The following is a 13,530-nucleotide window of genomic DNA, read 5'->3' as shown; positions in this document are numbered from 1 at the left end:
CGCGCGCCTTCGATCGAAGCGCCCTTGAGTTGGATTTTCTATGGCGCGTGACCAGATCGACATGACGCCGCTGCAGTCGCGCGACGAACTCGTGGCGTGGCTTGAAGCCGGCGTGAAGCCCGAGTCCGAATTCCGGATCGGTACCGAGCACGAGAAGACCCCGTTCACGCTCGAGGGCCATCACCCCGTGCCCTATGAAGGCGCGAAGGGCATCGGCGCGCTGCTCGAGGGCATGAAGCTCTTGCTCGGCTGGGAGCCGATCATGGAGCGCGGCAACATCATCGGGCTCTATGACGTCACTGGCGGCGGCGCGATTTCGCTCGAGCCGGGCGGGCAGTTCGAATTGTCGGGCGCGCCGGTCGAGACCGTGCATCAGACCCAATCGGAGCTGATGGCGCATCTGGCGCAGGTGCGGGAGGTCGCGACCCCGCTCGGCATCGGCTTCCTCGGCCTCGGCATGACGCCGTCCTGGTCGCGGGCGCAGATCCCCGTGATGCCCAAGGGCCGCTACAAGATCATGAGAAATTACATGCCGAAGGTCGGCAAATACGGCCTCGACATGATGTTCCGGACCTGCACGGTGCAGACCAATCTCGACTTCTCCTCCGAAGCCGACATGGTGAAGAAGCTGCGGGTATCCTTGGCGCTGCAGCCGGTCGCGACCGCGCTGTTCGCCAACTCGCCATTCACGGAAGGCAAGCTCAACGGCTTCCTCTCGTTCCGCTCCGAGATCTGGCGCGACACCGACAATGCGCGCTCTGGCATGATCCCGTTCGCGTTCGAGGACGGCATGGGCTTCGAGCGCTATGTCGATTACGCGCTCGACGTGCCGATGTATTTCGTCAAGCGCGGCGAGGAATATATCGATGTCTCCGGCTCGTCGTTCCGCGATTTCTTCGCCGGCAAGAATGCCGCCTTCCCCGGCGAGCGTCCGACCTTGTCGGACTGGGCCAATCACCTGTCGACGATCTTCCCCGAGGTGCGGCTGAAGCGTTACCTCGAAATGCGCGGCGCCGACGGCGTGCCGTGGGGCCGGCTGCCGGCGCTGCCGGCGTTCTGGGTCGGGCTGCTCTACGACAATGACAGCCTCGATGCCGCCTGGGACATCGTCCGGCACTGGACCGCGCCGGAGCGGCAGGCGCTGCGCGACGACGTGCCGCGTTTCGGCTTCAAGTCGCGGATCAAGGACCGCTATCTGTTCGAGATCGCCAAGGAGTGCCTGATCCTGTCGCATGCCGGGTTGCGGCGGCGCGGCCGGATCGATCATCTCGGACGCGACGAGAGCCGCTTCCTCGAACCGCTCGAGCACATCATCGAGACCGGCCGCTCGCCGGCGGAGGAGATGCTGGAGAAGTTCAACGGCCCGTGGAAGGGCTCGGTGGAACCGGCCTATCAGGAGTACGCCTTCTAGTCCCCGCTTGGCCTGAATTCGGGTTCGGAACGTGCGCGGACGGCGCTGGTGTCGCACCCGCCGTTCATCAGCCGTACAGGTTCATGGCGTTCAAATGACGCCCCGCGGAGTGCGCGGGGCTGTGCGAATTTGAAAGCAATCTCATGGGGATAGGTCGCCTCTTTAGGGCGTGGATGGTGCTGTTCGCGGTTTTCGCGGCCGCTTTCGTCGCACGCCCGGCATTGGCGCAGACCAATTTCGACCGTCCCGGCGGCGACTACCTGAATGCGCCGGTGACATCAGGCGATCCCGCCGATTGCGCGCTCACCTGCGAGCGTGACCGCCGCTGCCGCGCCTGGAGCTTCAACTATCCGACCGACGCCAACAACGGCGCGGTGTGCTGGCTGAAGAACACCGTGCCGGCGCGGGTGCAGGACGTCTGCTGCGTCTCCGGGGTGCGTGGCGCGGGCGTGGTCGAACCGCGCAACGGCGCCATCGAGACCTCGATCGACCGCCTCGGCGGCGACTACAAGAATTTCGAGCTGAAGAGCAGCGACGGCGACGAGGCCTGCCAGGCCGCCTGCACCGCGGACAACAAGTGCCGTGCCTGGACCTACGCCCGGCCCGGCTATGCCGGCCGCGACGCGCATTGCTTCCTGAAGAAGGAGATCAAGCCGCCGCGCCGCAAGGCGGGGTTCACGTCAGGCGTGGTGCGCTAGCGCCAAGGGCGGTTGACCGGCCTCTGGATACGATGATCGCCCATCCGATCCTCACCGACCGGGCTCCCTCAGCTTACCCCGGCCGCGCGCTGAATTGGCATGGCCGACGCGGCCTCCGGAAAGCGAAGGCAAGCGGTCGTTCCCTGTCCACGGTTCGACGCAATGACGAGCTCTCCGCCATGCGAGGCCATGATCTCCTGCACGATCGACAGGCCGAGGCCGGCGCTGTTCCTGGCCGTGCCGCCGGTCTGGAATGGCTCGATCAGCTTGCACTCCGAGCCCGGAGAGAGTCCGGCGCCGTCGTCGCTGATCGATACGCGGCCGCGGCTTAGGCTGGCCCTGATGCTTCGGGCGCCCCGGGCGTGAATAAGCGCGTTGCCGACCAGGTTGGCCAGCGCGCTCCTGACAGCAGCTTCGACGCCCTGCACCATGGTGGCCGGTTCGTCGCTGTGTTCCAGCGAGAGTTCGATCCCGGCGTCCAAAGCCGACGGGCTGAAATCTGCCAGCACGTCGCGCGTCACGGTCGCAAGGTCGATCGGCCGCTTTTCGAGCGTCCCGTTTTGCAGTCGCGCCAGGTCCAGCATGGCCGAAACAAGCGATGTCAGCCGGCGGACATCGTGAATTAGCTCCACCCGCAAGGCGGGATCGGCCACGTCCTCGACCCTTGCGCGCAGCAACGTCAGAGGGGTGCGGAGCTGATGGGCGGCATTGCCCAGGAACCGGCGCTGCGTCCGGATGTAGGCATGGATTTCATCAAACGCGCGGTTCAGCGCCGTGGCCAGCGGCTTCAGTTCTGCGGGGACCCGATCGAGCGAAATCGATCCCTGCGGCGCGGCCGGATCGATCGCGAGGGCAAGCTTCGTCACCCGTTCGATGCTGCGCGCAACGAAGCGCGCGGCGAGAAATACGCCGATCGCCACGATCAGTACGTACCCCGCCGCGTAGAGGGAAATCTCGAACAGATTTTTCAGGATGAACCACATCGCGATCTGGTCACGACGGACGTGGGCATTTCCGATCATCATCACGAGTTCGGGGACGTGGCCGCTGTGCATGACGACCATGCAGAACGAGCTCTTCTGGTCGAGCGACTTGAGCATGGACAGACCGCTTGGTCCGATAAAGGGCAGCGAAACCGGAAGCGGTGGCCTGCGTTCGCGCCCGAATTCGCTTGTCACATCGCCGTAAGCCACGACGTACCACAGGTCCGGGCTTTGGGATTTCAGCTCTTCCAATCGGGCGGTGGGGCTGACTGTGAGCCTGTCGCCGGAGTTGATGTCGGTGGCGCGACCAAGAACGTAGGCGGCCGCAAAGCAGCCGCTGCGTTCGGGCTCCTGGGCGATGAACAGCCAGAAGACGAGGCCGAGCGCGGCGAAGAAAATCACAGCGGCGGCCGTCCCGAGCGAGAGCGTCAATGTCCGTGCGATCGACGTCATCGGATATTTGCCATCCTCAGAATGTAGCCGATGCCCCGCATGCTGCGGATCTCGACATTGCTGCCAAGTTCGGACAGCCTCTTGCGAAGCCGAGACACTTGCGACTCGAGCGTGTTGGATTCGATCTCGTCGTCGAATCCGTAGATGGCCTCGATCAGTGCCTCGCGGGCGATGACGCGGTCGCGTCGCATCAAGAGCGCCTCGAGGATCAAGGCCTCGCGGCGCCGGAGCAGGACCGTGTGGCCGGCGACGGTCGCCTCGTTGGTGCCGATCTTCAGTTCGACATTGCCGAACGAAAGCATTGACGGCACGAAGACGCGGGGCCGCCGCAGCACGGCCCGTGCTCTCGCGACGAACTCCTGCGGCTCGAAGGGCTTGCCCAGATAGTCGTCGGCGCCGTTGTTCAGCCCGTCGATCACATCTTCCTTGGCGTCCTTGGCGGTCAGCATGATGATGGCCGGCCTCTCCGGCAGCCGGCTCAGCGTCGTGACGATATTGAGCGCATCGCCATCGGGCAGCATTCGGTCGACGATCGCCAGATCGTAATTGAAACTGCTGAGCGCATGCCTCGCATCCGTAACGGACTCGACGATGTCGATAACGCCGCCGAGCTGTCCGAGCAGCCGGTCGAGATAGGCGGCGATTTGCGGTTCGTCTTCGATCACGAGAAAACGCACGGACCTTGCCTCGCATGTTCGGTCGATGATCTTGCAGGCGATTGTGTCGGCATCGCGCCAGCGATGGTTCAGCGCTCGCAGCACTTATCGGCAGGCGGCTTTGACAAGGCAAGCCACGAATCTTTTCGTGCTTCGCGGGCGCCCGCCGCGCGGCAATCTTCGGGCAATGTTCACAGGCCACCTACCCGCGACCATACGACAACGCTTCCCACAAGGCCCAGGTCAGAGGTTTTGAGCATTCCGCCATGCGAGAGTTCTTCCGTTCTTGCGCGGCGAAGACCGCGCGTCGTGCCGTCGTTGCTGCTCTTCCTGCCGCATTTGGCGTTGTCGCGGCCTTTCCCAGTCGGGCTGCCGCTCAAACCGCGTTCACGTTGCCGGCTCCGCCTTTTTCAGTCCCTTTCCTGCCCTCGGTCTCGGGCAACTGGACTGTGATGATTGGCGCGAGCGGGGCGTCCAAACCGGATTTCGAGGGTACAAACCACACCAAGTTCACCCCGGTCCCGATTTTCGCGATCCGTCGCGCCGGCACCGTCGACCAGTTTCGCAGCCCGCGCGACAATGCGAGCATCGCGATCGTCGACTTCGGTGATTTTCGGGCCGGTCCCGTCGGCAAGTTCGTGACATCGCGAAAAGCGAGCAGGTACCCCGAGCTCAGCGGTCTTGCCGACGTCAACGCGGCCTTCGAGCTCGGCGGATTCGTCGAATACTTTCCGGTCGACTGGCTTCGTGTGCGCAACGAGACGCGCCAGGGCCTTGGCGGGCACCACGGCATCGTTTCCGACTTCTCGGCGGACTTCATCGTGCCGGTGTTTGGCGGCCTCACCATTTCCGCCGGACCGCGCTTCACGCTGGAGACCGCAAAGGCGGTCTCGCCCTATTTCAGCATCGATACCGTGCATGCGATGGCGACCGGGCTGCCGGTGTTTGACGCCAAAGGAGGGGCGCATTCGGCTGGTGTCGGCGCGCAGCTGTCGTATCGGATCAATCCGAAGTGGGAAGTTCATTCCTATGTCGAATATGATCGACTGCTCGGCGACGCCACGAAGAGCCCGATCGTGACGGTCCGCGGCTCGGCAAATCAGACCACATTCGGCGTCGGCGCCTCCTATTCATTCGACGTCAAGGTTCAATGAGAGCCCATGCGACGCAGCGGTCGATGTGCGAGCTTCGCGGCGGTCGTTCTTGTCGCCGCAAATGTGGCCGGGTGCGCGACGTTTGCGACCAGCGACAGCAAGCTGCAGGCGGTCAAGACCGTCGGCATCATTTCGGCGGTCGGCGATCAAGTGACCGTCGCCAAGGGAGGGCTCACGGGCCTGGACAATGGCAGCAAAAGCTTCGCTATCGAGCCGTGGGGGCTTGATGATCTGATCGTCCAGCAGGCGACGGAGGCGCTGGGTGGCCGCTTTCAGGTGCAGCCGGTCACCTACAGCCGTTCCGCCTTTGCCACCATCAAGGATTCCGTGTTCACGCCCGCCAACCTTGTTCGCGGCGATCCGTTCAAGCAGCTGGTCCGGACTGAGGTGTCTCCGCAAGGGCTCGATGCGTATATTGTCATCACTAAGGCGCAGGCGGCCTACGGTGGCGGCCACCGAAAGGTCGAAGGCGTCGGCTTCATCACCTACCAGACGGTGACGGAGTCCTACAGCCAGATCTATGCGCTCTACGAAATCAGGGTGATCGACGGCAAGACGTTTGACGTCATCGACAAGAAATCGGCCCAGCCGCTGGGCAATGCGGGAAATGTCCCGCTCGCCGGTCCGAGCCGGCCGGTCGACGGGAGTTTTCCGATCAGCTCGGGCGACGGCAACGATGAGGGCCTGCACCGGGCGATCGTCGATCTGATTACGCGCAGCCTGCCGACGACGTTGGGCGACATGCATCTCGCGGCTGTCCGCTGACCAATCAACAAACTGGGAGAACTGCTTGGAGACGTCGATGTTTGACCGGTACTGGTTCCTGCTGGCCGTCTTGCTTGGCGTTGTCTTGATTTTCCTGGCGAGTCTAAGCTTGATCATCGGCCCCTAGATCAGGCACGCCGCATCGCGAGGGGGGCACGTCAGGCGTGGTGCGCGGTAGGCAGGGACGACAGGTTACTCCGCCGCCAGCACCGTGATCTCCGGCCACAGCGCCTTCCACCGCTCAGCCTTCCTCGCATAGTTCGCCGCCGAAAAATTGGCGGTCCGGTTCGGCCGCACGATCATGCCGGCGACATCGTCGAAACCTTTCGGCGCATAGATGTCGTAGCCGCTCGTGCTGCGGCGGATGCCGATCTGCGTGTTCTCGGTGAGAAAGTGATCGATGCCGTCGGTCGAACGCGACAGCATCGGGTAGGGCAGGCCGTGCTTGCCGGGATACCAGAGATGGACCCGGGCCTGGTTGCGTGCCTCGATCGCGACACCCAGATGGCCGAGCCGCGCCTTGAGCTCGCGGATGACCGCGTCCTCGGCCTCCCACGAGGTGTCAGGATCGAAATAGAAGATGTCGTAGTCGCTGATGCCGTGATCGAGCGGCCGGCTGGTCAACACATTCCACACGGTCTGCACCAGGCAGCCGGCCACCAGCCAGGCACCGGGCAGCGCAAGGCGATATAGCTCGTCCGTGATTGCTGGATTGACCGGGTTGCGCAGCGCCGCGGCGAGGAATTGGTCCCGAGTCATATTTCCAGGTCTCTCGCCGTCATTGCGAGGAGCGAAGCGACGAAGCAATCCATTGATCCGTTATGCCGTGACATGGATTGCTTCGCTGCGCTCGCAATGACGAGAAACCATTACCCCGTCGCGTCATAATCCCTGACCGCCTTCTTCGATGCCAGCGTGCGCCAGTGCCGGCGCAGCAGCGGCTCGACAGTTGGGCGCGTGGTCTTCGACAGGCGGATCAGCACGATCGGATAAGCGCGGTAATGATCGGTGAAGTAGAACATCTTCGGCCGTCGCTCGACCAGCATATCGCGCTCATCGGGCGGCACGCCGGGCATCACCAGGCTGTCGCCGTCTTCCTTGAGCCGCACCAGCATCTTCTTGCGCACCTTCAGCGCCGGTGTGCTGTAGGACGAGCCGTCCTCGACCTCCGGCCACGCCAGCACCAGGGTCCTGACGTCGTCGAAGGTCACGTTGGCGAGCTCACTGCACCGACGTGAAGAAGCGTGCGAGGCGGAAGCCGGAGAGCCAGGTCCAGACCGGCTGGCTGCGGATGCCCATGTCCCAGGAGCCGACCACCGCGTCGGCGCGGCCGATCAGATTGTCGATCGGCAACAGGCCGACGCCGCCGTCGCGCACCGGCACGCGGCTGTCGGCCGAATTGTCCCGGTTGTCACCGAGCACGAACAGGTTGCCGGGCGGCACGGTCACCTCGGCCGTGTTGTCCAGCCTTCCATTGTCGCGGATCTTGAAGATCGCGTGGCTGACGCCGTTCGGCAGCGTCTCGATGTAGCGGTAGGCGTCCTCGCCGCCGCCGCGATCGTCTTCGGCAAAGCCGGTGCCATCGGGCTTCAGCGCCGCCGGGTGATCGTTGATGAAGAGCTGGCCCTGCCGCATCTGGATGCGATCGCCGGGCAGCCCGACCACGCGCTTGACCCAGGCTTGCGAGCGGTCGCCCGGCCAGCGGAACACGACGACGTCGCCGCGCTTCGGCGTCTCGCCGAACACCCGGCCGGTCTCCGGCAGCGTGATCTGGATCGGCAGCGACGCGGCGCCGTAGCCATAGGGAAATTTCGAGGCGACCAGCGCGTCGCCGATCAGCAGCGTCGGTTCCATCGAGCCCGACGGCACGTAGAACGGCTCGGCGATCGCGCCCTTGGCGAGGAACACGACGGCCACGATCGCGGCCAGTTGCACGGCCTGCCCGCGCCAGCTGGTCGGCTTGGCCGCCACGACTTCGTCTCCGCTGCTCACTAGCCTGTTCCTCCGACCGTAATCCGTTCCATCCGCAGCGTCGGCTGGCCGACGCCGACCGGCACGCCCTGACCGTTCTTGCCGCAGGTGCCGATTCCCGTATCCAGAGCAAGATCGTTGCCGATCATGGTGATCCTGTGGAGATCGGTCGGTCCATTGCCGATCAGCATGGCGCCCTTCAGCGGCGCGCCGAGCTTTCCGTTCTCGATCTTGTAGGCCTCGGTGCACTGGAACACGTATTTGCCCGACGTGATGTCGACCTGGCCTCCGCCGAAATTGGCGGCATACATGCCGTTCTTCACCGAGGCGATGATCTCTGCCGGGTCGCGGTCGCCCGCCAGCATGTAGGTGTTGGTCATGCGCGGCATCGGCACATGGGCATAGCTCTGCCGGCGGCCGTTGCCGGTCGGCTTCATGCCCATCAGCCGGGCATTCTGGCGATCCTGCATGTAGCCGACCAGGACGCCGTCCTCGATCAGCACGGTGCGGTTGGTCGGGGTGCCCTCGTCGTCGATCGACAGCGAGCCACGGCGCGATGCCATGGTGCCGTCATCGACCACGGTGACGCCCTTGGCTGCGACCTGCTGGCCCATCAGGCCGGCGAAAGCGGAGGTCTGCTTGCGGTTGAAGTCGCCCTCGAGCCCGTGGCCGACGGCCTCATGCAACATCACGCCGGGCCAGCCGGCGCCGAGCACGACATCCATCTCGCCGGCGGGCGCCGGCACCGATTCGAGATTGACCAGCGCCTCGCGCAGCGCGCCATCGGCGGCGTCGCGCCAGGCCTTGGTCTCGATGAAGCGGGCATAGCCCTCGCGGCCGCCATAGCCCTTGCTGCCGCTCTCCTGCCGGTCGCCCTGGCCGGCGACCACCGAAATGTTGACGCGCACCAGCGGGCGGATGTCGCGATAGCTCTCACCATCGGGCCGCAGGATCTCCACCACCTGCCAGGTCGCGGTGAGGCTGGCCGAGACCTGCCGCACCCGTGGGTCCTTGTCCCTGACATAGGCATCGATCTCGCCGAGCAGCTTGACCTTGGCCTCGAACGCCGGTCCATCGAGCGGGTTCTCGTCGCCATAGAGCCTGACATTGGTGTGGGCCGGCGCCGCGGCGAAAGTCCCGGCATAGCCGCCGCGCACCGCCGCCACCGCGTCCGCCGCGCGAATCAGCGCCGGGATCGAGACGTCGGAGGAATGCGCATAGCCGACCGCATCGTCCTTGACGGCACGCAGGCCGAAGCCCTGCGAGGTGTCATAGGTCGCCTGCTTCAGCCGGCCATTGTCGAACACCAGCGCCTCGGTCTGCCCGAACTCCAGGAACAGCTCGCCGTCGTCGGCGCCTTCAAGTCCGCGGGACACCTCGCGGCGGACGGCATCGCGGTCCAGATTGGCGCGCTCGAGCAGGGAGGTGGTGGCAGGATTGGTCATGGTCACTCCGACGCAATGCGATTGCTTGGCGATTCCTTGTCATCCTTGCCTGAAGCGCAGCTGATTGCCAGTGCGGAACCCGGAAGCAGGACTTTCGGGCGATTGAAGCAGAGACGAGCGGAAAACTCACCTTACAACCCGGAAACCTGTGCCGGTCCCGGTTCAGGCCTGGACGGCGATCCGCAAAGATAGTGTTTGGGGTGGCAAACCGGGAGTGCCCGCGGCCGTGCGGTCGATCACGGCAGCCCCACGCGATTGTCACCTTGTCGTCATCAGCCAGCGCGCCGATCCGCCTTCCGCGGCTGGCTTTCCGGCTCGTCGCCATCACCGGCACGGCTCGTCAAACGCCGGTTTGAACGCCTTGGCGGACGCTGTAATTCGCCTACGGCAATTTGTCATAGCCCTCCGCGAGCCCATTCAGGCTGAGCGGAAAGCCGATGCCCTCTTCCGGGGTCTCGAAGATGATGAATGTCGCGGTCTTGGCGTTTTTGAGCTGGCCGAGCAGCTTGTCGTCCATCACGACCTCGGCGACGCAGCCATTGGGCAGGCATCTGACGAAGCCGGCGCGGCCGACGTCCTGGTTGTCGAGCTTCAGGCCGAGGCCGGAGGGCAAGAGCACACCGAGCGGGGCGACCACGCGCATCAGGCGGCTCTTCTGGTCGGCGGTCTTCAGCACGATGACGGTCAGGCCGGCATTGGAGCGGTCTTCGGCTACCACGCTCTGGATGAGCGCGCATTGCTCGGCCTGGGCGCCGGGCGGGGTGTCGCAGCGGATCTGCCAGTCGCCATGGACCGAGCGCACCGCGCCCTGCGCGTTCGCCGGCTGGGTCAGGCCAAAACAGAGGGCCAGAATCAGCAGGCCGCCGAGCCAGCCGGCCTTTCGTCCTGCCTGAATTTTCGAAGCGCCCATCCGGGGTCGATCCTTTGATTGTTCGGTCGGTCCGGCCGTCGAGGCCGCCGGTAGCACGCATCAGTCGACTGATACCGCAATTGGGCGCCTTGAAGGCGATCTTGAAGCCATTCCCGCGCCGGATTGGGGCGGCCCGCAGCGAATCAGGTTCCTGCGGGCCATCCCGTCTGTGCGTACATCCGGTAATCCGCCTGTCAACAGTGCGCGGCGCCGTTTCGGCGACTTTCGCTTGATTTTGCGGGAAAATTAGCAAGCGGCAGCTTCATCGCACGCGCATGGCTTTCGGCCGTACTACTGCATTGCGAGCGCCTGCGAATTATGGTTTGAGAGGCTGGATTTCGACGCGTTCTAGCGATCTGGCTCCCGTACCCACCTTGACTCAGAGACGGGTATGTCCGGAAGGCCATTTGTCAGGGCGGATCGTGCTGTATCTCCGGTCACGTGCCGGGGGTGCGTTGGGGAATAATGCAAGGGAGCGCGAACGGCATGAATATGTCGATTGGCCGGTTGGGCAGGCAATTGCTGGGGTTGGCGGTAGCGGGTGCGGCGTCGGTTGGCGCGGGATCGGCCTTCGCCGAAATGGGGCAGCCGGCGCCGTGGGAACACACGCTGCAGGAGGCGGCGACTCCGGTGATGGAGAAAATCATCACCTTCCACAATCTGCTGCTCGCGATCATTACCGTGATCACGCTGTTCGTGCTGGCGCTGCTCGTCATCGTGGTGGTGAAGTTCAACGCCCGGGCCAATCCGGTCCCCTCCAGGACCACCCACAACACGCTGATCGAGGTGGCCTGGACGCTGATCCCGGTCCTGATCCTGGTCGGCATCGCGGTGCCGTCGTTCCGCCTCCTGTTCCTGGAGCTCGACGTGCCGAAGCCGGACCTCACGGTGAAGGTCACCGGCAAGCAGTGGTACTGGTCCTACGCCTATCCGGATAACGGCAAGTTCGAGTTCGATTCGCTGCTCGACAAGGACAAGCAGCCTCGTCTGCTCGGTGTCGACAACGAGATGGTCGTTCCGGTCAACAAGGTGGTGCGGATTCAGACCACCGGCGCCGATGTGATCCACTCCTTCGCGGTGCCGTCCTTCGGCATCAAGATCGACTCGATCCCCGGCCGCCTCAATGAGACCTGGTTCAAGGCCACCAAGACCGGCGTGTTCTACGGCCAGTGCTCGGAACTGTGCGGCAAGGACCACGCCTTCATGCCGATCGCGGTGCGGGTCGTCAGCGACCAGGAATTCGCGACCTGGGTTGAAGGGGCGAAGAAGAAGTTTGCGACCAACCCGGCGAATTCCTACGCCTCGGCTGGTCAGGCGGCGCAGTAAGCCCCGAGGGTTAAGGCCCCAAGGCTTAAGGCCCCAAGGCTTGCGGCGCGGATGGAATAAGGGCGATGGGACCGCAGGGTCCAAGAGGGACTGCAAGGCAGGATTTTGAACATGGCGACAGGCGCAGCGACACACGACGATCACGCCCATGATGATCACGCCCACCATCCGACCGGATGGCGGCGCTATCTCTACTCCACGAACCACAAGGATATCGGTACGATGTACCTTATCTTTGCGGTGATCGCGGGCATCATCGGCGCTGCGATGTCGATCGCGATCCGTGCCGAGTTGATGTACCCGGGCGTCCAGATATTCCACGAAACGCACACCTATAACGTGTTCGTGACCTCGCACGGTCTGATCATGATCTTCTTCATGGTCATGCCGGCGATGATCGGCGGGTTCGGCAACTGGATGGTGCCGCTGATGATCGGCGCGCCGGACATGGCGTTCCCGCGCATGAACAACATCTCGTTCTGGCTGCTGCCGGCCTCGTTCGCGCTGCTCCTGCTGTCCACCTTCGTCGAGGGTGAGCCGGGCGCCAACGGCGTCGGCGCGGGCTGGACCATGTACGCGCCACTCTCGACCTCGGGCCATCCCGGTCCGGCAGTCGATTTCGCGATCCTGTCGCTGCATCTCGCCGGTGCGTCGTCGATCCTCGGTGCCATCAACTTCATCACCACGATCTTCAACATGCGCGCGCCGGGCATGACCCTGCACAAGATGCCGCTGTTCGTGTGGTCGATCCTGGTGACCGTGTTCCTGCTGCTGTTGTCGCTGCCGGTGCTCGCCGGTGCGATCACGATGCTGCTGACCGACCGCAATTTCGGCACCACCTTCTTTGCGGCTGACGGCGGCGGCGATCCCGTGCTGTTCCAGCATCTGTTCTGGTTCTTCGGCCACCCCGAAGTGTACATCCTGATCCTGCCCGCCTTCGGCATGGTCAGCCAGATCGTCTCCACCTTCTCGCGCAAGCCCGTGTTCGGCTATCTCGGCATGGCCTACGCCATGGTGGCGATCGGCGGCATCGGCTTCGTGGTGTGGGCGCACCACATGTACACCGTCGGCATGTCGTCGGCGACGCAGGCCTACTTCGTCGCCGCCACGATGGTGATCGCGGTGCCGACCGGCGTGAAGATCTTCTCCTGGATCGCCACGATGTGGGGCGGCTCGATCGAGTTCAAGGCGCCGATGATCTGGGCGATCGGCTTCATCTTCCTGTTCACCGTCGGCGGCGTCACCGGCGTCGTGCTGGCCAATGCCGGCGTCGACCGCGTGCTGCAGGACACCTATTACGTGGTGGCGCACTTCCACTACGTGCTGTCGCTCGGCGCCGTGTTCGGCATCTTCGCCGGCTGGTACTACTGGTTCCCGAAGATGTTCGGCTACATGTACTCGGAGCGGATCGCCAAGGCGCACTTCTGGTTCACCTTCATCGGCGTCAACCTGGTGTTCTTCCCGCAGCACTTCCTCGGCCTGTCGGGCATGCCGCGCCGCTACGTCGACTATCCGGATGCGTTCGCCGGCTGGAACCTGATCTCGTCGTACGGCTCCTACATCTCGGGCGTCGGCGTCTTGATCTTCATCTACGGCGTGATCGATGCCTTCGTCCGCAAGGAGCAGGCCGCGAACAATCCGTGGGGGGCCGGTGCCACCACGCTGGAGTGGACGCTGACCTCGCCGCCGCCGTTCCACCAGTTCGAAGTGCTGCCCCGCGTGCAGTAAGTCCAAGACAACGCGGCGCACCCTGGGTGC

13 protein-coding genes are annotated in these 13,530 nt (G+C 64.3%); 6 read left to right on the top strand and 7 right to left on the bottom strand.

Annotation, left to right across the window (positions count from 1 at the left end):
- Nucleotides 1-40: 40 nt before the first annotated feature.
- Nucleotides 41-1,411 (top strand): glutamate--cysteine ligase, encoded by a 1,371-nt coding sequence (locus HAP47_RS37815; protein ID WP_173640415.1) that lies wholly within the window; start codon nt 41-43, stop codon nt 1,409-1,411.
- 143 nt (nt 1,412-1,554) lie between these two features.
- Entirely contained in the window at nt 1,555-2,109 is a 555-nt protein-coding gene (locus HAP47_RS37810) for a PAN domain-containing protein (protein WP_371821722.1), read from the top strand.
- Between the two features lie 68 nt (nt 2,110-2,177).
- Here HAP47_RS37810 and HAP47_RS37805 read toward each other — a convergent pair whose 3' ends face one another.
- Together HAP47_RS37805 and HAP47_RS37800 are read right to left on the bottom strand one after the other, a co-directional pair.
- The gene (locus HAP47_RS37805) at nt 2,178-3,545 is read right to left on the bottom strand and encodes a sensor histidine kinase (protein ID WP_173640417.1); all 1,368 of its coding nucleotides are present in this window, start codon (nt 3,543-3,545) and stop codon (nt 2,178-2,180) included.
- A complete protein-coding gene (locus HAP47_RS37800) occupies nt 3,542-4,222 on the bottom strand; it encodes a response regulator transcription factor (protein WP_173640418.1) in 681 nt (226 codons plus the stop codon). The genes HAP47_RS37805 and HAP47_RS37800 overlap by 4 nt, the downstream gene beginning before the upstream one ends.
- A gap of 431 nt (nt 4,223-4,653) precedes the next feature.
- Between HAP47_RS37800 and HAP47_RS37795 the strand changes: the two genes are divergently transcribed.
- Nucleotides 4,654-5,355, top strand: a complete 702-nt coding sequence (locus tag HAP47_RS37795) for a MipA/OmpV family protein (protein WP_231168654.1) — start codon at nt 4,654-4,656, stop codon at nt 5,353-5,355.
- A 150-nt stretch (nt 5,356-5,505) separates the two neighbouring features.
- Entirely contained in the window at nt 5,506-6,120 is a 615-nt protein-coding gene (locus HAP47_RS37790) for a hypothetical protein (RefSeq protein ID WP_231168653.1), read from the top strand.
- Between the two features lie 192 nt (nt 6,121-6,312).
- Here HAP47_RS37790 and HAP47_RS37785 read toward each other — a convergent pair whose 3' ends face one another.
- The 5 genes from HAP47_RS37785 to HAP47_RS37765 all read right to left on the bottom strand — a co-directional run bounded on the left by HAP47_RS37785 (nt 6,313) and on the right by HAP47_RS37765 (nt 10,446).
- The gene (locus HAP47_RS37785) at nt 6,313-6,879 is read right to left on the bottom strand and encodes a nucleotidyltransferase family protein (protein WP_173640421.1); all 567 of its coding nucleotides are present in this window, start codon (nt 6,877-6,879) and stop codon (nt 6,313-6,315) included.
- A 110-nt stretch (nt 6,880-6,989) separates the two neighbouring features.
- Nucleotides 6,990-7,331, bottom strand: coding sequence for an MmcQ/YjbR family DNA-binding protein (locus HAP47_RS37780; protein WP_173640422.1), 342 nt, complete (start codon nt 7,329-7,331; stop codon nt 6,990-6,992).
- A 10-nt stretch (nt 7,332-7,341) separates the two neighbouring features.
- Complete coding sequence (gene lepB / locus HAP47_RS37775; RefSeq protein WP_173640423.1) at nt 7,342-8,112, bottom strand: signal peptidase I; 771 nt, start codon at nt 8,110-8,112, stop codon at nt 7,342-7,344.
- Nucleotides 8,112-9,536, bottom strand: coding sequence for a metalloprotease TldD (gene tldD / locus HAP47_RS37770; RefSeq protein ID WP_173640424.1), 1,425 nt, complete (start codon nt 9,534-9,536; stop codon nt 8,112-8,114). Before tldD ends, lepB begins: the two co-directional genes overlap by 1 nt.
- A 382-nt stretch (nt 9,537-9,918) precedes the next feature.
- Entirely contained in the window at nt 9,919-10,446 is a 528-nt protein-coding gene (locus tag HAP47_RS37765) for an invasion associated locus B family protein (protein WP_173640425.1), read from the bottom strand.
- A 486-nt stretch (nt 10,447-10,932) separates the two neighbouring features.
- On the opposite strand from HAP47_RS37765, the gene coxB reads away from it, so the two are divergent.
- Both coxB and ctaD read left to right on the top strand, forming a co-directional pair.
- Nucleotides 10,933-11,772, top strand: coding sequence for a cytochrome c oxidase subunit II (gene coxB / locus HAP47_RS37760; protein WP_173640426.1), 840 nt, complete (start codon nt 10,933-10,935; stop codon nt 11,770-11,772).
- A gap of 111 nt (nt 11,773-11,883) precedes the next feature.
- Nucleotides 11,884-13,500: a cytochrome c oxidase subunit I gene (gene ctaD, locus HAP47_RS37755; RefSeq protein ID WP_173640427.1), complete on the top strand. Its 1,617-nt coding sequence runs from the start codon at nt 11,884-11,886 to the stop codon at nt 13,498-13,500.
- Nucleotides 13,501-13,530 lie beyond the last annotated feature (30 nt).

Source organism: Bradyrhizobium sp. 41S5 (assembly GCF_011516665.3).
GTDB lineage: Bacteria > Pseudomonadota > Alphaproteobacteria > Rhizobiales > Xanthobacteraceae > Bradyrhizobium > Bradyrhizobium quebecense.
Note: the sequence above shows the minus strand (reverse complement) of the source record. Positions and strands in the feature narration are given on the sequence as shown.